Genomic DNA, 19,719 nt, shown 5'->3' with positions numbered 1-19,719 from the left:
AGGGAGTTCCAACAAATGTCGACACATCGCATCCTCCTGTCTGCTCCCGTGCTGGCCGGCATGCTCGGCCTCGCCGCCTGCGGTGGCGGCGGCGGCACCGCCGGCGTGCCCAACCTGCCGGCGCCGCCCGACTCGTCGCTGCTGGCAGTCAGCGCGAGCAACTACGAGGCCATCGGCCAGGCGACGGTGTCCAGCGCCTTCTACCTCGGCAACACCGGAGGCACGCTGACCGGTACCCAGGTCGGCGGCGAGGCAGGCCTGTTGCGCCGCGCGATCGTCGTCGCGCGCCGCACGGTGCTTGAGGCGCGCGTTCAGCCTGCGCTGCCGATGGGCATCGAGCTGCGCCAGACCATCAGCTGCAGCCAGGGCGGCAATGTTGTGTTGAACATCAGCGATGCCAACAACAACGGCAACGTCGACGTCGGCGATGCCATCACCCTCGACGCCCAGGCCTGCAAGGAAGATGGCTCCGTCATGCAGGGGCGCATCGGCTTGGGGCTGCAGGTATTGACCGGCGTCTTCGACAGCAACAGCTACAGCGCGACGCTGGCGATGACGCTGACCGCCTTCAGCGCCACCCGCGGCACGGACACCGTGCAGGGCGACGGCACGCTCAATCTCACGTTGAGCCAGACGCCTGCCGGCGTCAGCGAACTGAGCCTGTCCACGCCTCGTCTCGTCCTCAGTGGTCGCTTGAGCGGCCAGGCGTTCTCGACCACGCTGATCGACGCCCAGCTGACCCTGCGCGTCGAACCGCTGGGCGGCGGCCAGAAAAGCAGCTTCAGTTACGCCGGCGGCCTGGCCAGCAGCCGCTTTGGCGACAAGCAGGTGCTGATCACGACGCGCCTGCCCCTCGTGGCCACGGGCAACGACGCCTACCCGAGCAGCGGCCAGTGGGTGATCAAGGGCAGCGACAACTCGACGCTTCGCATCACCCCGGTCAGCTCGACCCAGGCCCGCCTGGAACTGGATACCCAGGGCGACGGCATCAACGAGACGCAGGTGCTGAAGACCTGGGCCGAGTTGCGGTGAAGCCCTGCGCGCGTGTTGGCGTGACTTAGCGGCCGGCCCATTGGTGGGCCAGCGCGATGACGGCGCACATCGTCGCGAAGGCCATCCAGGCGTAGGGCCACAGCAGAGGCAGGCCGAGCAGGATGAGGCCGTCATTGCCACCGGGGATCAGCAGGCTGCCCCAGCCCATCAGCAGGCCGCCGATCAGGCAACGCGCCAGGCCGGCCGCGCTCGGTGGGCGGGTTTTCAACAGCCCGGCGTGCCAGCCGCCGAAGATGGCGCCGGCCAGCAGGCAGGCGAACAGGGTCAGGCGCGCGGCGCTGCGCATGGTCATGCCATGGGCCAGCTCGGCCAGCGCGTCGGTGTAGGCCCAGGCGCCTTCGAGCAGCAGCAGTGCCAAAAAGCTCAGGCCGATGGAGACGGTGGCCGTGTGCGGCGTCCACCACGGCTGGCGCCTGCGCATGAAGGCGCGCCACAACGCAAAGGCGGCAAACACCAGCCCCAGCGCGGCGGGTGCCACCCACAGCGCGGAGCCAGCCGGCAGCGGTTGTGGCCGGGCCGCGGCGAACAGGCCATCCACGCTGGCGCAGCCGACATAGAAGCCCAGCGGCGTTGCCAGATAGGCCCACTCGCCATTGCCCAGCCGCGCGATGGCGCCGAAGACGCAGGCCTGGTTGACGAAGGCGCCCAGGCCCAGCAGAGCGGCGCCCAGCAGCGTCCAAACGGTCAGTGCAAAGGGCGCGGGCAGGATTGGGTGGGGAAGAGGCAGCAGGCGCAACAACAGCAGTCCGCCGGCCACCCACAGCGAGGCTTCCAGCAGGCTGCGCAGGCGGCTGGCCTTGCGCTGGTCAACGAGTTCGCCCACGGCGGCGACGGTACAGGTGGCGCCGCGCTGGATGGCCGCGCCCATCAGCAGCGCGCAGGCCGCGGCGCCGATGAACGCCAAAGGGTTCATGCCGCCTCTTCCAACACGTGCTCGATGACGCCCTCGATCGGGTCCACTGGCGCCTGCCAGGGCGCTCGTTCGATCATGCGGCGGGCGTCCACCAGGCCTGCGGAGCGGCGCGCCTTGACGCCGGCGGGCGTGAAGTCGATGTCCTTGGTGTGGTCTTCGCCCTCGATGCGCGGCGCCAGCAGGTGAGCCACGTGCATGGTGGTGCCGCAGCCCCAGGCGGTGAGCTCCTTGGCGGCGCGCTGCTGCGCGGGCGACAGCAGGCCGCCGAGCTCGCGAATGATGTGGCGCAGCCGGTGGATCTGCTTCTGGCGGGTGATGTGGCTGTCGGCCCGGCTGGCGTACTGGATGTCCTTCTGGCGGCCCATCACCTGCCAGATCGACTCAGGCTGTGGCGCCGTCTGGTGCCAGACGTTGACGGCAAAGATCAGCGCGTCGCGGCGCGGGTTGTCGTCCAGCACGGCCTCGATGGGCGTGTTGGAGTAGAGGCCGCCATCCCAGTAGGCCTCGCCGTCGATGACGACGGCCGGGAAGGCCGGCGGCAATGCGCCTGAGGCCATGACGTGCTCCAGGCCGACGGGTTCTTCGCGCGAGTCGAAGTAGCGCATCTGGCCGCTGCGCACATTCACCGCGCCGACAGTGAGGCGCATGCCGCCGCGTTGCAGTTGCTCGAAGTCGACCAGGCCGCGCAGTGTCTCGCGCAGCGGCTCGGTGCTGTAGTAGGACGCCTTGTCCACGCCCAGCTGCGCCTGGCTGCCGCGCAGGGCCGCCAGGTTGGGCTCGAAGAAGGCCGGGATGCCACGCATCACCGTCGTCATGTTGGCCATCAGGTTGCCCATACCCAGCCAGTCCAGCGGCCCGGCCAGGCGGTTCTGCTGCTCGACGTGGCGCCAGAAGTCGTTGAGCCTCTCCATGCGCCGCTCCGGTGGGTTGCCGGCGATCAGCGCGGCGTTGATGGCGCCGATGGACGTGCCGATGACCCAGTCCGGCTCGATGCCGGCTTCGTGCAGCGCCTGGTAGACGCCGACCTGGTAGGCGCCCAGCGCACCGCCGCCCTGGAGCACCAGGACGACCTGCGGACGCGATGTGGGAGAAGCATTCTTGGTGGCCATGGTGGGTCTCGGCTGGGTAGGTGGGCGTGGGTCGGCGGGCTGGGGCGCGGGCTTACATGTGTTCCTTCATCGTGGCGGGCTTGCCGTCGTTGACGATGTCGGCGATGGTCAGCTCGACGGGCGCGTTGGTGCTGTTCTTCCACCAGTGCTTGGTGCCGAGGAACTCGCGCGAGATGTCGCCGGCCTTGTGCAGGATGGGCACGGCGCATTTGCTGGAGTTCTCGTAGATCTCGCCGCTGTTGACCATGATCAGCGCGGGCCGGTCCTCGTGGCTGTGGAAGGGCACGACGCCGCCGGGCGCAATGGTCATGTGGCGCATGCGCAGGCGGCGCTGGGCCAGGTGCACGTTCTCCTTGGCCAGGTCGATGGACGCCAGCTCGGTGTCGGTCACGCCGATGGGGGCCGTGGCGGCGTCGGCCAGCGCGTTGGCCATGACCTTGTCGGCGGGGCAATCGCCTGCGTGCGCGCTGCCGCCTGCCAGGCTGGCGACGAGGGCGGCAACGGCGGCCACGAGGTGGCTGAAGCGGGAAGTGCGGGTGCGGATGGTCTTCATGGGATGCTCCTGGAGCGTTGGGGGGAAGGGGAGGAAAGAATCACTGCGCCGTCCAGCCGCCCTCGATGGGCAGCACGGCGCCGGTGATGGAGGCGGCGTCGTCGGAACAGAGGAAGGACGTCAGCGCCGCGACCTGTTCGACGGTGACGAATTGCTTGGTGGGCTGGGCGGCCAGCAGCACGTCGCGGATGACGGCCTGCTCGCTGATGCCGCGGGCGCGGGCGGTGTCGGGGATCTGCTGCTCGACCAGCGGTGTCAGCACATAGCCCGGGCAGACCGCGTTGACCGTGATGCCGGCCTCGGCCAACTCCAGCGCCACGGTCTTGGTGAAGCCAGCCACGCCGTGCTTGGCCGCCACGTAGGCCGACTTGTATTTGCTGGCCACCAGCGCATGCGCCGAAGCCACGTTGACGATGCGGCCCCAGCCCTTCTTCTTCATGGCCGGCACGACCAGGCGGGTGGTGTGAAAGCCCGCACTGAGGTTGATCGCCAGGATGGCGTACCACTTGTCGATCGGAAACTCTTCGACCGGCGCCACATGCTGGATGCCGGCGTTGTTGACGAGCAGGTCGATGGCGCCGAACTCGGCAATCGCCTTGCCCATCATGCGGTCGATCTGGTCGGGCTGGCTCATGTCGGCCGGGTCGTAGCGCACCTGCACATCGTGCTGCTCGATCAGGGTCAGGCGCAGTTTCTCGATGTCGTGCGGGTCGCCGAAGCCGTTGAGCACGACGTTGGCGCCCTGGGCGGCCAGCGAGCGGGCGATCCCGAGGCCGATGCCCGACGTGGAGCCGGTGACGAGGGCGGTCTTGCCGATGAACATGAGGGTTCTCCTTACTTGGAAACTGAAGGGGGTGGGGTGCCGCGGTCAACCTCGGTCGTGCGGGTGAAGCGCAGGTGCGTGATGTCGAGCGGGAAGAACAGGCCCCAGGTCCACTCGACCCAGATGCGCGTCTTGCGGCCCAGCGTGGGCATGCGCAGCAGGTAGTAGCCGCGCCACAGCAGCCAGGCGGGCAGGCCGGAAAGCCGCAGGCCGAACAGCAGCGCCACGCCCTTGAGGTGACCGGTCGTGGCCATCATTCCGCGGGCGGCATGAGCGAAGGGCCGGGTCGGCTGGCCGCTGAGGCAGCGCAGCAGGTTGTCGGCGAGGGCCTTGGCCTGGGCGACGGCAAACTGCGCCGTCGGTGGACAGGTCTGGCCATCCCGGGCGTTGGGTTGGGCGGCACAGTCGCCCAGCGCCCATAGGCCGGGCTCGCCTGACACGCGGCCGTCCGCGCCGGTGGCGACGCGGCCACGTTGCAGCGGCAAAGCCAGCGCCTCCACCAGCGGATTGGGGCGGGTTCCGACGGTGCAGACGACGGTCGCGCTGGGCAGCTTCTGGCCGCCCGACAGTTCGACGGCATCGGCGCTGATGCGCGCCGCCCGCGTGCCGCAGCGCACGTGCACGCCGCGGCGCGACAGCGAGCGTGCGGCGGCGTCGCCCAGGGCCGGCGGCAGTTCGGGCAGCAGGCGGTCGCCGTCGTGCAGCAGCGTGATGCCGAAGCCGGCGGCGCGGGTGCGTGGGTAGTGGCGGCTGGCGCTCTTGACGAAGTCGGCCAGCGCGCCGGCCACCTCGACGCCGGAGAAGCCGCCGCCGATGACGACGAAGTGGGCGAGGGCCCGCCGCTGCGTCGCGTCATCGCAGAGTTCCACGCGAGCCAGCGCCTGCAGCACGCGGTTGCGGATGTGCATCGCGTCGCCCACCAGCTTCAGCGGCAGCGCGTGCTCGGCCATGCCGGGCAGCAGGTCCAGCCGGGCGTGCTGGCCCAGGGCCAGCACGAGGTGTTCGTAGCCGAATGTCAATGGGCCGTGCAGGGTGTCGCAGGTCAGGCGCTGCGCGGCCTTGTCGATGCGGCTGACGGCGCCCATCACAAAGCGCACGCCGGGCAGCATCTCGCGGATGGGTGCCACCACATGCTCCGGAAAGACACCCGCGCCGACCACCTCGGGCAGCATGGGGTTGAAGGTGGTGTAGCTCTCCTCGCTGATCAGCAGCAGCTGCCAGCCCGCGGGCAGGCGGCCATGCAGGGACTTGGCCAGCGTGGTGCCGGCAAAGCCGCCGCCGATGATGGCGAGCGTGCGGACTGGCGGGTTAGGTGCTGTGGTGGACATGGCGGCTGGAGGAAGCGAGGGCCGCAGTGTCTGGATCGCCGCGTCAGCCGTGAAATCTCATCAATTCATGACCCGATGCGTGTCGGTTATCGCGGTTTGTGTAAGGAAACCACCGGCCCGTGCGACCGCCGCGCATGGAGCTCTACCAGATCCGCTACTTCCTGGCCGTGGCCGAGACGCTGAACTTCACGCGTGCGTCGGAGCGTTCCTTCGTGTCCCAGCCCGCGCTGACCAAGGCCATCCAGCGCCTGGAAGAGACCATCGGCGGGCGGCTGTTTGACCGCACCAAGAACTCCGTGCAGCTCAGCGAGCTGGGCCAGGCCATGCTGCCCAACTTCCGACAGATCTTCGACACCGCCCAGGCCACCCGCGAACAGGCGCGGCGCTTCAAGCGCGAGAAGCGCGAGGTGGTGCGCGTGGGCGTCATGTGCACCATCGACTTCCATCAGGTGCTGCCGGGCTTTGTCGACAGCCAGGATCGGCATGCCATCGAACTGCATTTCCGCGAGGGCAACCTGGAGGCGCTGACCGACGAGCTGGACCGCGGCGACGTCGACATCGGCATCATGTGCTCGCCCTACGAAACGCCGCGGCGCTTTGACGCGCGGCTGCTGTTTCGCGAGGACTATGTCGTCGCCATCGGCGAGGATCACCGCTTCAGCGGCCGCGACGCCATCGCCATGGCCGAACTGGACCGGGAGCGCTACTGCGAGCGCATCTATTGCGAGTTCTCAAGCTACATCGAGCGCCTGCTGGACGAGCGCGGCGTGCGCCTGGAGGTGGTACAGCAGTCCCACCGCGAGGACTGGATCCAGGCCTTCGTGCGCTCCAACTTCGGTGTCGCCTTCATGCCCCGGTCCATCGCCGACGCGGCCGGGCTGATGCATGTGCGCACGGCCGACTGCCCGATCGTCCGAGAGGTCAAGCTGCTGGTGCAGTCGGAGCGGCCGCTGAGCACGGCGCAGCAGGCCTTCATCGATTCACTGGTGGCCCACGACTGGCGGCCGGCGGCCTAGGTTTCCGGGCGGCGCCACAGCCAGATCGCCACGGCGGCCATCATGGCGGGCACGGCGATCTTCACGGCCAGCGGCGCCGGTGTCAGCACCAGCATGACGGCACTGCAGGCCATCATCACGACCGCCAGCCACTTGGCGCGACGCGGCACGGCGCCGCGCTCGCGCCAACGGCGGATGCCGGGGCCGAAGTGCGCGTGGTTGAGCAGCCAGGTCTCCAGCGCCGGCCAGCCCTTGCCGGCCGCCCAGGCGGCCAGCAGCAGGAAGGGCACCGTCGGCAGGACCGGCAGCACGACGCCGATCATGGCCAGCACGAGGCTCAGCGCCGCCAGCGCGCGCCACAGCAGTCGGGCCAGCGCGCGGTGCATGCCGCTGCCTACTTCAACCCGCCGCTGAGGAACTGCTGCAACCGCTCGCACTGCGGGCGCAGCAACATTTCCTTGGGGTCGCCTTCCTCTTCGACCTTGCCTTGGTGCAGGAACAGGCAGTGGTTGGAGACCTCGCGCGCAAAGCCCATTTCATGGGTCACGACGATCATCGTGCGGCCTTCCGCCGCCAGGTCGCGCATGACCTTGAGGACCTCGCCGACCAGTTCCGGGTCCAGCGCCGACGTGGGCTCGTCGAACAGCATGACCTCGGGGTCGACCGCCAGCGCCCGGGCAATGGCCACGCGCTGCTGCTCGCCGCCCGACAGCTGGGCCGGGTAGACGTTCGCGCGATGCGAGACGCCGACGCGCGCCAGCAGCGCCTGCGCGCGCTCGATGGCCTCGGCCTTGGGCTTGCCCAGCACGTGGATGGGTGCCTCGATGACGTTCTCCAGCACTGTCATGTGAGCCCAGAGGTTGAAGTTCTGGAACACCATGGCCAGTTTGGCGCGCCACAGCTGCAGCTGCTGAGGCGAGGCGGCCTTCAGCGTGCCGTCGCGGTCGCGGGTCAGCTTCAGCGCTTCGCCGCACAGGCTCAGTTCGCCTTCGTTGGGCTGTTCCAGCAGGTTCAGGCAGCGCAGGAAGGTGCTCTTGCCCGAGCCCGAGGACCCGATCAACGTGACGACATCGCCGCGCCGCGCCGCGAAGGAAATGCCCTTGAGCACCTCGCGATCACCGAAGCGCTTGTGGATGTTGGTGGCCTGGAGTTGGATCGTCATTTCAGTTTCTCTTTGCGGGCCGAACGCAGGGCCGCTCCCAAGCCGGCCCGCGCTGGCGATGTGCTCGCGGCTCGATGCCGCGAGCATCGCCGTCCCCCAGGGGGCTGAGGCCGGACACATGGCGCCCTGCGGGCGGCATGTGCCTGCCGAAGGGCTGCGGCACATGCCGCAGCGCGGTCTGCAAGACCGACCGGACCTGCCCGCGTTCAGCGCGGCTGGGCTGGGCGAGGGGCTTCATGTCAAGCACCGAGCAGCTTGCCGGTGCGCAGCGCCTCGCGGCCCGCGACCTTGGCGACGCGCATGCCGGCGTTCGCAAAGCGCAGGAAGTCGCGCGCGAAGAACAGGCCGTCGACCGGGCTCTTCAATTCAGTGACCTCGGCCGTGATGGGGTCGATGACATGGGCCAGCACTTCGCCGGCCGTCACCTCCACACCCACCTCCTTGACGAAGGTCAGCACGCCGGCCACCGGCGACTTGATCGGCATGCTGCCGGCCAGCGGGCGGGCGTCGCCGATGGCCTCCGGCACTTCGGGCTTGTCGCCGGCAATCAGGCCGCGCCAGCGCAGGAAGTCGACGATGTTCTTCGCATCGGCGGCGGCCAGCTCATGCGTCACGTCGGCCGCGCCGCGCAGCTCGACGGTGACCGACAGGCAGGCCTGCGGAATCGGGAACTTGCCGCCGAAATGCTTGTCCCACTTCCACCAGACCTGGGAGCAGGCCTCGTCGAAGGGGTTGTCACCCGAGTCCTGGGCCAGCAGCGTCAGGCGCGAACGCAGGAAGCGCGCCAACGGGTCGCAGTCAGGCCAGCAGGGCGTCTCGGTGTAGAGGTGCATCAGCGCCTGGGCGTCGCAATGCAGGTCCAACACGATGTCGGCGTCGCAGGACAGGCTCAGCAGCTTGCGGCGCTGCGACTGCAGCTCGGTATCGACCGGGCTGGCCAGCACCGCCGCCTTCAGCGCGCGGCGCAGCAGGGCGACATTGGCCGCGGCGTCGCTGCCCAGTTGGGTTGCGACCGCCTGGGCGACGGCATCGATCTGGTCCGGGTAATGGCGGTTGAAGTTCTCACCCGTCGTCAGCTCGAAGCGGCCCAGATGGGCATGCAGCATGAACTGGCTCAGGCCGATGGGGTTGGCCATGGGGACGAGGACGATCTCGCCGCTGATCTGGCCGGCAGCCTCCAGCGCGTCAAGCTGCAGGCGCAGGTGGTGGGCGACCAGCATGCCAGGGAGCTCGTCGCCGTGCAGCGAAGCCTGGATGTAGGCCTTTTGTCCGCCGGGCTGGCCGTAATGCAGCGAGACCAGCTCGCGCTGCGTGCCCGGGGCAGGGGAGAGCAAGGGATGGCGTTGGATATTCATGGCTAGCGGGACATCATCGGCTTGAGCCAGCGGTTCTCGGCCCAGCGGAACAGACCGACCAGGCACAGCGTCAGCACGAAATAGAAGGCGCCGGCCGTGATGAAGGCCTCGAAGGGAAGGTAGTACTTGGCATAGACCTGTTGGGCCGCGCCGGTCACGTCCAGCAGTGTCACCGTGCTGGCCAGCGAGGTGCCATGCAGCATGAAGATGGCCTCGTTGCCATAGGCCGGCAGGGCACGGCGAAGCGCGGCAGGCAGAACGATGCGGCGCAGCATCAGCCCGCGGCCCATGCCCAGCGCCTTGGCTGCCTCGATCTCGCCGGCCGGCAAAGCGCGGATGCTGCCCGCAATGATCTCGGTCGTGTAGGCGGCCGTGTTCAGCGTGAAGGTCAACCAGGCGCAGAAGGTGGCCGACGACAGCCAGGGCCAGGCCCAGCTGTCGCGCACGATCTCGAACTGGGCCGCGCCGTAGTAGATGAGGAAGAGCTGCACCAGCATCGGCGTGCCGCGGAAGACATAGGTGTAGAGCCAGACAAGCCGCGATGGCCAGCCCAAGAACACGGTCCGCACGATGGCCAGCGGCACGGCCAGCACCAGGCCGCCTGCCAAAGACAGTGCCAGCAGCTGCAGCGAGGTGACGAGCCCGGTGAGGTAGAGCGGGAAGTTCTCGCCGACGGCATCGAAGTTCATTTGTGCACCCTTCGCGCTTCGCGCTGTCCCGCCAAGCGGGAGCGAGCCCCTTCGGGCGGCCGTGCGGCGCTCATAACCGGCCCGCCTTGGTGCCGATGGCCAGGCGCCGCTGTGCCCAGGCGAAGACGAGTTCCGACACGCTGGTGAACACGAGATAGATGAGGGCCACGGCCAGGAAGAAGGTGAAGGGCTCGCGGGTCGTGCCGGCGGCCTGCTTGCCGCGCGTCATCAGGTCGGACAGGCCGATGATCGACACGATGGCCGTGCTCTTGATCAGCACCAGCCAGTTGTTGGAGATGCCGGGCAGCGCATGTCGCAACATCTGCGGCAGTGTGATGCGCCAAAGCACCAGGCGGGGGCTCATGCCATAGGCCAGGCCCGCCTCGCGCTGGCCCGGCGGTACGGCCAGGAAGGCGCCGCGGAAGGCCTCGGTCAGGTAGGCGCCAAAGATGAAGCCGATGGTCAGCACGCCGGCGATGAAGGGGTCGATATCGATGAAGTCATCATGGCCAAGCTTGGGCGCGATGGTATTGACGGCGAGCTGGCCACCGTAGAAGACGAGCAGCATCAGCACCAGGTCGGGCACGCCGCGGATCAGCGTGGTGTAGGTGGCTGCCACGCCTCGCGCGACGCGTGAGCGCGACAGCTTGGCCAGCGCGCCAATCAGGCCCAGCAGGGAGGCAATGGCCAGCGAAGACAGCGCCACCGCCAGCGTGACGGCGGAGCCTTCGAGCAGGCTGGGGAGGAATCCGTGCAACATGAGAAAGAAGGCCGCGCTCAGCGGGGAGGGGTGATGAGGTCGAAGCTGAAATAGCGGTCGTTGAGAGTCTTCAAAGTGCCGTTGCCGCGCATTGCGGCCAGTGCCTCGTCGATGCGCTGGCCCAGCGTCGCCGCATCGGCCTTGCGCAGGCCCACGCCGATGCCCTTGCCGTAGTAGCGCTGGTCCTTGGCGAAATCGGGCCCGACAAAGCCGAAGCCGCGGCCGTCGGCATGGTTGAGGAAGCCGAACTGCGCGATGACGGCGTCCACCAGCGTGGCGTCCAGGCGGCCAGACTTCAGATCCAGGAAAGCCTGGTCCTGGGTGGCGTAGCGCATCAGCTGGATGCCCTTGAATTGTTCGGCCAGGAAGCGTTCATGGATGGTGCCGCGCTCCACGCCGATGCGCTTGCCCTTCAGGCCGGCTGGGCTGACGTCGGCGCGTGGGTCGCCGCGCATGACCAGGCGGGCCGGCGAGTAGTAGTAGGGCGACGAGAAGGCAACGACCTGCTGGCGCTCCGGCGTGATCGACATCGAGGCCATGATGGCGTCGATCTTGCGCGATTGCAGCGCCGGGATCAGGCCGTCGAACTCCAGGATGACCGGGGCGCACTGCTGGCCCAGACGTGCGCACAGGGCCTGGGCCACGTCGATCTCGAAGCCCTTGAGCTGGCCGTCGGTGCCGATCTCGCTGAAAGGGGCGTAGCCCACGGCGAAACCGATGCGCAGGCGCTGCGGCGCCTGGGCCCCGGCCGTACTGGCGAGGGCCAGGGCAACGGGCAGGGCCAGGGCGGAGCGGCGACGCATCACTGCTTGGTGCGCGGCGCGATGTCGTAGTCGAAGTATTTGTCGGCGAGCTTCTTGAACGTGCCGTTGGCCTGCACGGCATCGATGGCGGCGTTGAACTTCTTGCCCAGCGTGGCCTCGTCGGCCTTGCGCATGCCCACACCGGTGCCGACGCCGAAGACCTTGTCGTCGATGATGGCGGGGCCCGAGAAGGCAAAGCCCTTGCCCTCTGGCTTCTTCAGGAATCCGAAGTCGCCGGCGGGCGAATCCATCAGCGTGGCGTCGATGCGGCCGGACTTGAGATCCAGGAAGACCTGGTCCTGGCTGCCGTAGCGAACGATCTCGCTCTGCTTGAAGGTCGCGGCGGCGTAGGTCTCATGCGTCGTGCCGCGCTGCACGCCGATCTTCTTGCCCTTCAATCCGGCGGCCGTGGGGTCGAGCTTCACACCCGCCTTGGCGATAAGGCGGGCCGGGGTGTTGTAGTAAGGCTTGGAGAAGGCGACAACCTTCTGGCGTTCCTCGGTGATGGAGACGCTGGCGAAGATGGCGTCCACCTTGCGCGATTGCAGGGCGGGGATGAGGCCGTCGAAGTCCTGCTGCACCAGGGTGCACTGGGCCTTCATTTCGGCGCAATAGGCCTGCACGAGCTCGATCTCGAAGCCCTTCAGCTTGCCGTCCGGGCCGATCTCGGAGAAGGGCGGGTAGGCGCCTTCGACGCCGATGCGCAGCTTCTTCCATTCGGGTGCCTGGGCCTGGGCCAGCGATGCGGCCAAGGCCAAGGTGAACAGGGCAATCTTCTTCATGTCAGACCTTCCATTTATTCAGCGACTTGCGGGCCGAGCGACGGGCCGCTCCCTAGCCGGCCCGTCTGGGGCGATGTGATTGCCGGTCGCCGGCCACAGCATCGCCGTCCCCTCGGGGGACCGGCCAAGGTAGTCCTTGGACGAGGGGACCGTCGGCAACCAGTCGCGCAAGGCCGCAAGGGTAGCAGCCGGGTCTTCCTCCTGAGGCACATGGCCCAGCTTCGGGAAAACCACCAATTTGTTGTTCGGGATGGCTTTTGCGAACTCGCGGCCCCAGCGCAGCGGGATCAGCCGGTCGCGCTCGCCCCAGAGGATGAGGGTAGGGACCTTGATCTCGGGCAGGCGTTGGAAGGGACCAGGAGCGAGCTGATCCATGCGCCGCATCAAGGCGACACGGTTGCCTTCGCGCAACGTCAGTTCGTAGTAACGGTCCACCAGGGCGGCGGTGACGCGGCTCTTGTCGCCGTAGACGTCGAGCACGCTTTCCTCGATCGCGCGGCGTGGCAGCAGCCAGCGCATGGGCTCGCGCAGCACCGGGATGCGGGCGATGCGAAAGCCCAGCGGCATGGATTCCGGCTCGAAATCGAAGCCAGCGGCGTCGACCAGGACGAGGCCGGCGACGCTGGCGGGGTCGGCCAGGGCCACCTGCCAGGCGATTTCGCCGCCCAGGGAGTTGCCACCCAGAATGACCCGACCCACGCCCAGGCGCGCCAGCAACTGGCGCACGAAGGCGACGTAGCGGGCATCGCTGTAGTCGTTGTCGGCGTTCGGCCCGGTCAGGCCGAAGCCGGGCAGGTCGAAGCTGATGACGCGCCGGGTGGACTTCAACTCGGCCGCCCAGCCTTCCCAGGTGTGCAGGCTGGCGCCGGTGCCATGGATGAGGACGATGGGCAGCGGGTCGCTGCTCGGGCCCTGGTCGCGGTAGTGCACGAGCAGGCCATCGAGGTCGACGAAGTCCGACGGCGGCGGCGCCCAGCGCGGCACTAGGCTTTCCAGCGAGCGGTCCGGCGCCTTGCTAACGGCAAAGCCGAGGGCCGCCAGCATCAGCAGGATGCCGATGGCCTTCAGCGCGAAGTCGCCAAATCGCCCTTTCATCACGTTGGGCTCAGGTCGGCGTTGACGCCCCTGCGATCGTCAAACACGAAGCAGTTGCCGTGGTAATGCTTGCCACCGGTGTCCTCGAAGTACTTCAGGATGCCGCCGTCAAGCTGCCAGGCCGTCAGGCCTTCCTCCTCCAGCACCATGGCCGCCTTCTCGCAGCGGATGCCGCCGGTGCAATAGCTCACCACGGTTTTGCCGACCAGTTCCTGCTTGTGCGAGGCCAGGGCCTCGGGGAAGTCGCTGAACTTGTCGAGCCGCCAGTCGATGGCGCCGTCGAAGGCACCCTGGTCGACCTCGAAGCCATTGCGCGTGTCCAGCATGACGATCTCGCGGCCGGCGTCGTCATGGCCCTGGTCCAGCCAGCGGGCCAGCACGGCCGGCGCCAGGGCCGGTGCGCGCGGCGCCTGGTCAGGGCGGATGGTCGGGTGGTTCATGCGGATGATCTCGGGCTTGACCTTGACCTTCAGGCGCTGGAAGGGCTGCACCTCGCTCCAGCTCTCCTTGGGTGTCAGTGTCGCGAAGCGTGGGTCGGTGCGCAGCTCGGCCACCCAGGCGTTCACGGCTTCGGCCGGGCCGGCCAAGAAGAGATTGATGCCCTCCTCGGCGATCAGCACCGTGCCCTTGAGGCCCAGGGCTTCGGCGCGGGCATGGAGCCGATCGCGCAGCGCTGCCGTGTCGGCCAGCGAGACGAAGAGATAGCAGGAGATGTTGAGGATGGGGCCGGACTGCATGAGGCCGCGGATTATCGGGGCGGCTCAGTCAGCCCAGCGCGAAGCAATGCCGCGCACCTCGTCCAGGCAGGCATTGAGCGCCTCGACGATGCGCGGGTCGAAATGGCTGCCGGCGCCGTTGCGGATGAAGGCCAGCGCCTCGTCGTGGCTCATGGCCTGCTTGTAGGGCCGCACGCTGATCAGGGCGTCATAGACGTCGGCAACGGCCATCAGCCGGGCCGACAACGGAATGGCTTCGCCGGCCAGGCCGTCCGGATAGCCGCTGCCGTCCCATTTCTCGTGGTGGTGGCGGGCAATCTGCTTGCCGAAGGTCAGCATCGGGCCGGCGTCGTCGCCAAGGCGGTCGATGGCGCGCTGCAGCAGGTCGGCCCCGTGTTCGGCATGGGTCTTCATGACCTGCCATTCGTCCGGCGACAGCTTGCCGGGCTTGAGAAGGATGGCGTCAGGGATGGCAACCTTGCCGATGTCGTGCAGCGGCGCGGCCTTGGCGAGCTCGTCGATGGCTTCGGGCGTGAGGTCCAGCGGCCCGTCGGGCTGGGCGGAGATCCACTGCGCCAGCGTACGCACATATTCCTGGGTGCGCTGGATGTGGTTGCCGGTATCGGCGTCGCGGAACTCCGCCAGGCCGACCATGACGAAGAGGGTGGTGTCGCGCAGCCGCTCGACCTCACGCCGGCGCGCGCCCAGCTCGCCGCTCAGCAGCTCGTTGTGGCGCAGCAGGTGGTCCTCGGCCAGCTTGAGCTGCAGATGGGTGCGCACGCGGGCCAGCACGGTGGCGGGGTTGAAGGGCTTGTGGATGAAGTCGGCGCCGCCGACCTGGAAGCCGGCGCTCTCGTCCTCGGGCCGGGTCAGCGCGGTCAGGAAAATGACGGGCACGCGGCGCGTGGCCGGGTCGGCCTTGAGCCGGCGGCAGACCTCGTAGCCATCCAGCTCCGGCATCATCACGTCGAGCACGATCAGGTCGGGCGGTTGGCGGCGGCATATTTCCAGCGCCTTCGCGCCGCTGACGGCCAGCTGCACGCGGTAGTCGGGCTTGAGCACCTGGGCCAGCAGCGTCAGGTTGGCCGGCGTGTCATCGACGACCAGCACCGTGGCCTGTGACGTACCGGTGAACTCGGGCAGCATCATCGTCATGGCGGGCTTGCGTCCTTGGTGTCACCGCGCAACGCGGCCTGGGCCTCGTCGAAATCGAAGCGTTGCATGGCACCCGCCAGGGCTTTGGCCCGCGGTGCCGGCAACATCTCGATGAAGGCGGATTCATGCTGCTCCCACAGCGTCAGCGCATTGCTGTCGGCCTCGCCCAGCAGGGTGTCGAGCTCATTGATCAGCGTGGTCGGGTCGGCGCCGGGCGTTGTCCGGTTCAGGACTTTGGGCAGGGGCAGGAGCAGGTCGACCGGCAGAGGGTGGTCCAGGTCCAGCAGGCGGCGCAGCATGTGCGGCAGCAGGGGCTTGCTGCACAGGGCCTCGGCGCCCAGGCGCAGTGCGCGCTCGCGCAGCACCGGCGTGTCGAAGGCGCTCAGCAGCACGGTGCGGCGGGCGCGCGACGGGCCGCTGTCGCGCAGGCAGGCCAGCAGCTCGCTGCCCTCCATGTCGGGCAGCACCCAGTCGACGATCAACAGGTCATAGGGCTGGCTGGCCGGCACGGTGACCAGGCGGGACAGGGCCTGGCGGCCCTGGGCCAGCAGGTCGATGCGGCTGGTCGGTGCCAGCGCCTTCAGCAGCGCGGTCAACGTTTCGTGGCCACCGCTGTGGGCCGCCTGCACCAGCAGCACGCGCTGCGGTGGCGGGGCGGGCGGTGGCGCCAGCTCAGGGCAGGGAGCCGGCGGCAGGCTGAGCTCGAACTCGCTGCCGCGGCCCGGAGCGCTGCTTGCCGAGAGGGTTCCGCCCATGCGCTCGGCCAGCGCGCGGCAGATCGCCAAGCCCAGGCCCGTGCCGCCAAAGCGTCGTGTCGCGCCGGCCTCGGCCTGGGCGAAGGGCGTGAACAGGCGCGCCAGTTGGTCCGGCGCCATGCCCAGACCGGTGTCACGCACGCGCAGGATCCAGCCGCCGGCCGCATCCAGCTCGGCGCTGAGCTTGACCTGTCCGGTTGGCGTGAACTTGACGGCGTTGACGAGCAGCTCGGTGATGAGCTGGGTGAGGCGCACCACGTCGCCGCGGCGCGCGCCCGCCGCGCCCAGCAGCTCCGGCGAGGCGATGTCGCAGACCAGTTCCAGCTGCTTGGCCTGGGCCGCCGGCCGCACGGCTTCGAAAGCACTGGCCAGCAGCTGCTCGAGGTGCAGGGGCTCGGCGGCGAGCTGCATGCGGCCGGCGTCGAGGTCGGCGTAGTCCAGCAGGCCATCGATGAGCCTGACGAGGGACTCGCCGGCGCTCGCCACCTGCTGCAGCCGGCCGCGTTGCTCACCGGGCAGCCGCCCGGCCAGCATCAGCCTTGTCAGGCCGAGCACGGTGTTCATGGGCGTGCGGATCTCGTGGCCGATATTGGCCAGGAAGTCGGATTTGGCCCGCGAGGCCGCTTCGGCTGCGGCGCGCGAACGCTCCAGTTCGATGAGACGGGCTTCGATGAGGTCTTCGGCCGTGCCCAGGCCCCTGGCAGCGGGCGCGAGTTGGGTCAGGCGCCCGAGCTGGCGCGACAGGCCCCACAGCGCGACGCAGAACATGGTCTGGCACAGCCCAAGGTTGGCGATCAGCGGCCAGCCTTGCATCAGCCATTGCGGTGGCGTGCCGGAGAAGCGCAGCAGCGTTGGCGGCGCGAGCATGGCGACGAGCAGGCTCAGCGAGATCCAGAGCGCCTCGCGGGCGCGCCAGGTCGTGAACAGCAGCAGGCTGCCACCCATGGCCCAAGGCGCAAAGCTGCCCAGGGTGTAGAGGCTCGGTCCAGGGTCGGGCCGCAGCGTGAACACCAGCATGGTCAAGGAGAAGTACAGGGCCAGCAGCGTGACGCCGATGCGCTGCCACAGGCGCAGCCGCTGCGGCCGCCGCCAGACGAGCAGGGCCAGGGCTGAGAAGGCGGTCGCGATCAGCGGATAGGCGATGCGGTCGCTGGGTTCGATGACACCCATGACCGCCTCACTCGCCCAGGCGAACAGCGCGGAGGCGACGATGACCTTGAAGAGCCAGCGCGTGCCGACCGGGCCGAGGACGACGATGACCGGGGCCCTCAAGCCATGCCCTTCAGCACGAGGGCCGCGGCATCAAAGTCGAGTGCGGCCAGGGCCTCCTCCAGGCGCTGGCGCACATCGGGTGCCAGGCCGCTGTGGGCGCCATGGGCCTGCCACCAGTCCAGCGCGCGGCTGTCGCTCTGAGTCAGGAGCCGATGCAGCTCGGTCACGTCACCCGGGCCGCCCGGGCGCGGGGCCGCCGCAGCATCCCAGTTGCGCGCCAGGGCGGCCTGGATCTCGGTCTGCAGCAGCGCCAGGGCAGGTTCGACGCGGCCGAGATGCCGGCTGGCGCTGTCGGCGTCGGCCGCGGCGGCACTGCGTTCCAGCGCGAGGGCGGCCTGGTGCAGGGGCTGAGCGCCCAGCGTCGCGGCCAGGCCCTGCAGCGTGTGGGCCGCGCGGCGCAGTTCAGCCCAGTTACCAGCAGCCAGCCAGTCGGACCAGCCGGCCAGCCCGGCGGTGTACTGGTCGGCAAAACCCTGCAGCGTGCGACGGTAAAGCGCCGTTTGGCCATCGAATTGGCGCAGCCCGGTCTGCAGGTCCAGCGCCGGGCGCGGCGGCAGCGGCGCCGGGGGCTTGGCAGCAGGACGGTAGCGCTGCAGCTCGCGCACCAGGCGGGCCACGTCCAGCGGCTTGGCGATATGGCCCTGCATGCCGGCGGCCGTGCATTGGGCGCGCTCCTCGGCCAGCGCATGGGCCGTCATGGCCAGCACGGGCAGGGCGTCGAACTCGGGCAGCTCGCGCAGTTTGCGCGTCGCGCTCAGGCCATCGAGCACGGGCATCTGCAGGTCCATCAGCACGAGGTCGTAGGCGGCTGGGCCGCGCGCCAGCAGGCGGTCCAGGCCTTCCTGTCCGTTGGCTGCGACGTCGACCTGGGCGCCGCGGCTGCTCAGCAGGCGCAGCGCGATCTCCTGGTTGACGGGATGGTCCTCGACCAGCAGCACGCGCAGCCCGGCCAGGGATTGGGCATCCAGGCCGGCGGGCCGGTCGGCCGGGGCGTCGCCGAGCAAGCGGCGCAACTCCCCGGGCAGCAGCGGCTTGGGGCAGAGCGCGCGGGCGCCGAAGCTGCGCGCCTGGGCCGGGCCGTCGTCGACGCCTGGCGGGCAGAGCACGGCGATGCGCAGTGCCGGGTGATCGCGGCGCAACTGGGCCAGCAACTCGGCACCGGTTGCACCCGGGCCGGGCAACTGCCAGTCGAGCAGCAGCCACTCGAAGGGCTTGCCGGCCTGGTGGGCCTCGACCAGCGCGGCCCGCGTGCTGGCGGCATCGGTGCTGGCGCCCAGGCCAGCGCCGAAGCCGAGATGGCGCAGCAGGGCCAGCGTCGCCTCGCGACCCTCGGGGCGGGCCTTGGCGAGCAGCAGGCGTTGTGGCTTGAGCGGCGCGGGCGTCGCGGCGCCCGCGTCCAGCGGTAGCGGCAGGCGGATCTCGAAGCTGCTGCCCTGGTCGAGCGTGCTGTGCACGCCGAGCACGCCACCCATCAGCTCGACGAGGCGGCGCGTGATGGCCAGGCCCAGGCCGGTGCCGCCATGGCGCCGCTGCATGGGCGCGTCGCCCTGCCGGAATTCGCGGAACAGGCCGTCGAGCTGCTCCGTGCTCATGCCGATGCCACTGTCCTGCACGGTGATGCAGAGCGGTACGCGGCCCTGATCGTCGGTGGGTGCGGCCGCCAGGCGCAGCTGCACCTGGCCCGCCGGCGTGAACTTGAGGGCGTTGGCCAGCAGGTTGACCAGCACCTGCTGCAGCCGCAGTGCGTCACCGCGGAGCTGGCCGCGCGAGCCGAGCAGGCTGGCGTCGGCCCAGTCGCAGATGAGCGCGACAGCGGGGTTGGCATGCACCGGCCTGACCAGCTCCATGGCCTGGCCGACGACGTCCTCCAGCCGCAGCGGCAGTGACTCGATCGCCATGTGACCGGCCTCGATCTTGGCGACGTCCAGCACGTCGTTGACGAGGCTGAGCAGCATGCGCGAGGCAGCATCGGCCTTGGTCAGCAGGTCACGCTGTTCGGGCGTGAGCTGGGTCTGCAGTGCCAGTTGCGTCATGCCCATGACGGCATTCATGGGCGTGCGGATCTCGTGGCTGAGCTGGGTCAGGAAGCGCGTCTTGGCTTCGGTGGCCGACCGGTGTGACTCGGCCGCATCGACGCCGCGCCGCAGCACCAGCATGCACAGCGCGGGCAGGGGCAGCAACAAGGTATTGATGACCAGGGCAGCGTCGACGGCCGCGCCGCCTGCGTCGCGCAGGCTCCAAAGCAGGGCCAGAAGCGCCAGCAGCGCCGCCATGGCAAGCCAGAGTAGGCCGAGCGTGAACGTGCGCTGGGGCATGGGCGATCGCGTGTGAACTTGCCGATTATGGTTGTCGCGGATGACCCGAATGTGCGACGGAATCCGTAGCCACGCCCTGGGGAAAG

19 protein-coding genes are annotated in these 19,719 nt (G+C 69.1%); 2 read left to right on the top strand and 17 right to left on the bottom strand.

The window, feature by feature from the left end; all coding sequences use genetic code 11:
• Window positions 1–15 precede the first annotated feature (15 nt).
• On the top strand, window positions 16–1,032 hold the full coding sequence (locus tag ACXJKM_RS13225) for a hypothetical protein (RefSeq protein ID WP_056202006.1): 1,017 nt from the start codon (window positions 16–18) through the stop codon (window positions 1,030–1,032).
• A gap of 25 nt (window positions 1,033–1,057) precedes the next feature.
• Here ACXJKM_RS13225 and ACXJKM_RS13220 read toward each other — a convergent pair whose 3' ends face one another.
• The 5 genes from ACXJKM_RS13220 to ACXJKM_RS13200 are packed head-to-tail and all read right to left on the bottom strand — an operon-like array spanning window position 1,058 to window position 5,779.
• Window positions 1,058–1,966 (bottom strand): YeeE/YedE thiosulfate transporter family protein, encoded by a 909-nt coding sequence (locus ACXJKM_RS13220; RefSeq protein ID WP_056202008.1) that lies wholly within the window; start codon window positions 1,964–1,966, stop codon window positions 1,058–1,060.
• Window positions 1,963–3,075 carry a patatin-like phospholipase family protein gene (locus ACXJKM_RS13215; protein ID WP_056202011.1) on the bottom strand — a complete coding sequence of 371 codons (1,113 nt, stop codon included), beginning with the start codon at window positions 3,073–3,075 and terminating at the stop codon, window positions 1,963–1,965. The genes ACXJKM_RS13220 and ACXJKM_RS13215 overlap by 4 nt, the downstream gene beginning before the upstream one ends.
• Window positions 3,076–3,127: 52 nt before the next feature.
• Entirely contained in the window at window positions 3,128–3,628 is a 501-nt protein-coding gene (locus ACXJKM_RS13210; RefSeq protein ID WP_157281940.1) for a cupin domain-containing protein, read from the bottom strand.
• A 40-nt stretch (window positions 3,629–3,668) separates the two neighbouring features.
• Entirely contained in the window at window positions 3,669–4,451 is a 783-nt protein-coding gene (locus tag ACXJKM_RS13205) for a 3-hydroxybutyrate dehydrogenase (RefSeq protein ID WP_056202015.1), read from the bottom strand.
• Window positions 4,452–4,462: 11 nt separating this feature from the next.
• On the bottom strand, window positions 4,463–5,779 hold the full coding sequence (locus ACXJKM_RS13200; protein ID WP_457352839.1) for an NAD(P)/FAD-dependent oxidoreductase: 1,317 nt from the start codon (window positions 5,777–5,779) through the stop codon (window positions 4,463–4,465).
• Between the two features lie 119 nt (window positions 5,780–5,898).
• Here ACXJKM_RS13200 and ACXJKM_RS13195 point away from each other — a divergent pair, with 119 nt between their 5' ends.
• A complete protein-coding gene (locus ACXJKM_RS13195) occupies window positions 5,899–6,795 on the top strand; it encodes a LysR family transcriptional regulator (RefSeq protein WP_457352837.1) in 897 nt (298 codons plus the stop codon).
• Here ACXJKM_RS13195 and ACXJKM_RS13190 read toward each other — a convergent pair.
• The 12 genes from ACXJKM_RS13190 to ACXJKM_RS13135 form a co-directional block, all read right to left on the bottom strand.
• Window positions 6,792–7,160 carry a YbaN family protein gene (locus ACXJKM_RS13190; RefSeq protein ID WP_457352835.1) on the bottom strand — a complete coding sequence of 123 codons (369 nt, stop codon included), beginning with the start codon at window positions 7,158–7,160 and terminating at the stop codon, window positions 6,792–6,794. The two genes, ACXJKM_RS13195 and ACXJKM_RS13190, sit on opposite strands and share 4 nt — an antisense overlap.
• Before the next feature lie 8 nt (window positions 7,161–7,168).
• Window positions 7,169–7,936, bottom strand: coding sequence for an ABC transporter ATP-binding protein (locus ACXJKM_RS13185; protein ID WP_457352833.1), 768 nt, complete (start codon window positions 7,934–7,936; stop codon window positions 7,169–7,171).
• A gap of 239 nt (window positions 7,937–8,175) precedes the next feature.
• Window positions 8,176–9,291, bottom strand: a complete 1,116-nt coding sequence (locus ACXJKM_RS13180) for a succinylglutamate desuccinylase/aspartoacylase family protein (protein WP_457324338.1) — start codon at window positions 9,289–9,291, stop codon at window positions 8,176–8,178.
• 2 nt (window positions 9,292–9,293) lie between these two features.
• A complete protein-coding gene (locus ACXJKM_RS13175) occupies window positions 9,294–9,980 on the bottom strand; it encodes an ABC transporter permease (RefSeq protein WP_457352831.1) in 687 nt (228 codons plus the stop codon).
• 70 nt (window positions 9,981–10,050) lie between these two features.
• Window positions 10,051–10,740: an ABC transporter permease gene (locus ACXJKM_RS13170; RefSeq protein WP_457352829.1), complete on the bottom strand. Its 690-nt coding sequence runs from the start codon at window positions 10,738–10,740 to the stop codon at window positions 10,051–10,053.
• 17 nt (window positions 10,741–10,757) lie between these two features.
• Window positions 10,758–11,543: a transporter substrate-binding domain-containing protein gene (locus ACXJKM_RS13165; protein WP_457352827.1), complete on the bottom strand. Its 786-nt coding sequence runs from the start codon at window positions 11,541–11,543 to the stop codon at window positions 10,758–10,760.
• On the bottom strand, window positions 11,543–12,325 hold the full coding sequence (locus tag ACXJKM_RS13160) for an ABC transporter substrate-binding protein (protein WP_056202041.1): 783 nt from the start codon (window positions 12,323–12,325) through the stop codon (window positions 11,543–11,545). The genes ACXJKM_RS13165 and ACXJKM_RS13160 overlap by 1 nt, the downstream gene beginning before the upstream one ends.
• A gap of 18 nt (window positions 12,326–12,343) precedes the next feature.
• Window positions 12,344–13,420, bottom strand: a complete 1,077-nt coding sequence (locus tag ACXJKM_RS13155) for an alpha/beta fold hydrolase (protein WP_457352825.1) — start codon at window positions 13,418–13,420, stop codon at window positions 12,344–12,346.
• Window positions 13,420–14,157: a sulfurtransferase gene (locus tag ACXJKM_RS13150; RefSeq protein ID WP_457352823.1), complete on the bottom strand. Its 738-nt coding sequence runs from the start codon at window positions 14,155–14,157 to the stop codon at window positions 13,420–13,422. The genes ACXJKM_RS13155 and ACXJKM_RS13150 overlap by 1 nt, the downstream gene beginning before the upstream one ends.
• 24 nt (window positions 14,158–14,181) lie before the next feature.
• The gene (locus ACXJKM_RS13145; protein ID WP_457352821.1) at window positions 14,182–15,291 is read right to left on the bottom strand and encodes an HD-GYP domain-containing protein; all 1,110 of its coding nucleotides are present in this window, start codon (window positions 15,289–15,291) and stop codon (window positions 14,182–14,184) included.
• The gene (locus ACXJKM_RS13140) at window positions 15,288–17,318 is read right to left on the bottom strand and encodes an ATP-binding response regulator (protein WP_457352819.1); all 2,031 of its coding nucleotides are present in this window, start codon (window positions 17,316–17,318) and stop codon (window positions 15,288–15,290) included. The genes ACXJKM_RS13145 and ACXJKM_RS13140 overlap by 4 nt, the downstream gene beginning before the upstream one ends.
• Window positions 17,315–19,633, bottom strand: a complete 2,319-nt coding sequence (locus ACXJKM_RS13135) for a response regulator (RefSeq protein ID WP_457352817.1) — start codon at window positions 19,631–19,633, stop codon at window positions 17,315–17,317. Before ACXJKM_RS13135 ends, ACXJKM_RS13140 begins: the two co-directional genes overlap by 4 nt.
• Window positions 19,634–19,719 lie beyond the last annotated feature (86 nt).

This window comes from Roseateles sp. P5_D6 (assembly GCF_054049415.1).
The sequence above is the reverse complement of the archived record's forward strand: the minus strand, read 5'-3'. Positions and strand labels throughout refer to the sequence as shown.

Bases quoted from the DNA above. Each gene is read 5' to 3' on its own strand.
- ACXJKM_RS13225 (WP_056202006.1), top strand. From the start codon at position 16: ATGTCGACACATCGCATCCTCCTGTCTGCTCCCGTGCTGGCCGGCATG.
- ACXJKM_RS13220 (WP_056202008.1), bottom strand. From the start codon at position 1,966: ATGAACCCTTTGGCGTTCATCGGCGCCGCGGCCTGCGCGCTGCTGATG.
- ACXJKM_RS13215 (WP_056202011.1), bottom strand. From the start codon at position 3,075: ATGGCCACCAAGAATGCTTCTCCCACATCGCGTCCGCAGGTCGTCCTG.
- ACXJKM_RS13210 (WP_157281940.1), bottom strand. From the start codon at position 3,628: ATGAAGACCATCCGCACCCGCACTTCCCGCTTCAGCCACCTCGTGGCC.
- ACXJKM_RS13205 (WP_056202015.1), bottom strand. From the start codon at position 4,451: ATGTTCATCGGCAAGACCGCCCTCGTCACCGGCTCCACGTCGGGCATC.
- ACXJKM_RS13200 (WP_457352839.1), bottom strand. From the start codon at position 5,779: ATGTCCACCACAGCACCTAACCCGCCAGTCCGCACGCTCGCCATCATC.
- ACXJKM_RS13190 (WP_457352835.1), bottom strand. From the start codon at position 7,160: ATGCACCGCGCGCTGGCCCGACTGCTGTGGCGCGCGCTGGCGGCGCTG.
- ACXJKM_RS13185 (WP_457352833.1), bottom strand. From the start codon at position 7,936: ATGACGATCCAACTCCAGGCCACCAACATCCACAAGCGCTTCGGTGAT.
- ACXJKM_RS13180 (WP_457324338.1), bottom strand. From the start codon at position 9,291: ATGAATATCCAACGCCATCCCTTGCTCTCCCCTGCCCCGGGCACGCAG.
- ACXJKM_RS13175 (WP_457352831.1), bottom strand. From the start codon at position 9,980: ATGAACTTCGATGCCGTCGGCGAGAACTTCCCGCTCTACCTCACCGGG.
- ACXJKM_RS13170 (WP_457352829.1), bottom strand. From the start codon at position 10,740: ATGTTGCACGGATTCCTCCCCAGCCTGCTCGAAGGCTCCGCCGTCACG.
- ACXJKM_RS13165 (WP_457352827.1), bottom strand. From the start codon at position 11,543: ATGCGTCGCCGCTCCGCCCTGGCCCTGCCCGTTGCCCTGGCCCTCGCC.
- ACXJKM_RS13160 (WP_056202041.1), bottom strand. From the start codon at position 12,325: ATGAAGAAGATTGCCCTGTTCACCTTGGCCTTGGCCGCATCGCTGGCC.
- ACXJKM_RS13155 (WP_457352825.1), bottom strand. From the start codon at position 13,420: ATGAAAGGGCGATTTGGCGACTTCGCGCTGAAGGCCATCGGCATCCTG.
- ACXJKM_RS13150 (WP_457352823.1), bottom strand. From the start codon at position 14,157: ATGCAGTCCGGCCCCATCCTCAACATCTCCTGCTATCTCTTCGTCTCG.
- ACXJKM_RS13145 (WP_457352821.1), bottom strand. From the start codon at position 15,291: ATGACGATGATGCTGCCCGAGTTCACCGGTACGTCACAGGCCACGGTG.
- ACXJKM_RS13135 (WP_457352817.1), bottom strand. From the start codon at position 19,633: ATGCCCCAGCGCACGTTCACGCTCGGCCTACTCTGGCTTGCCATGGCG.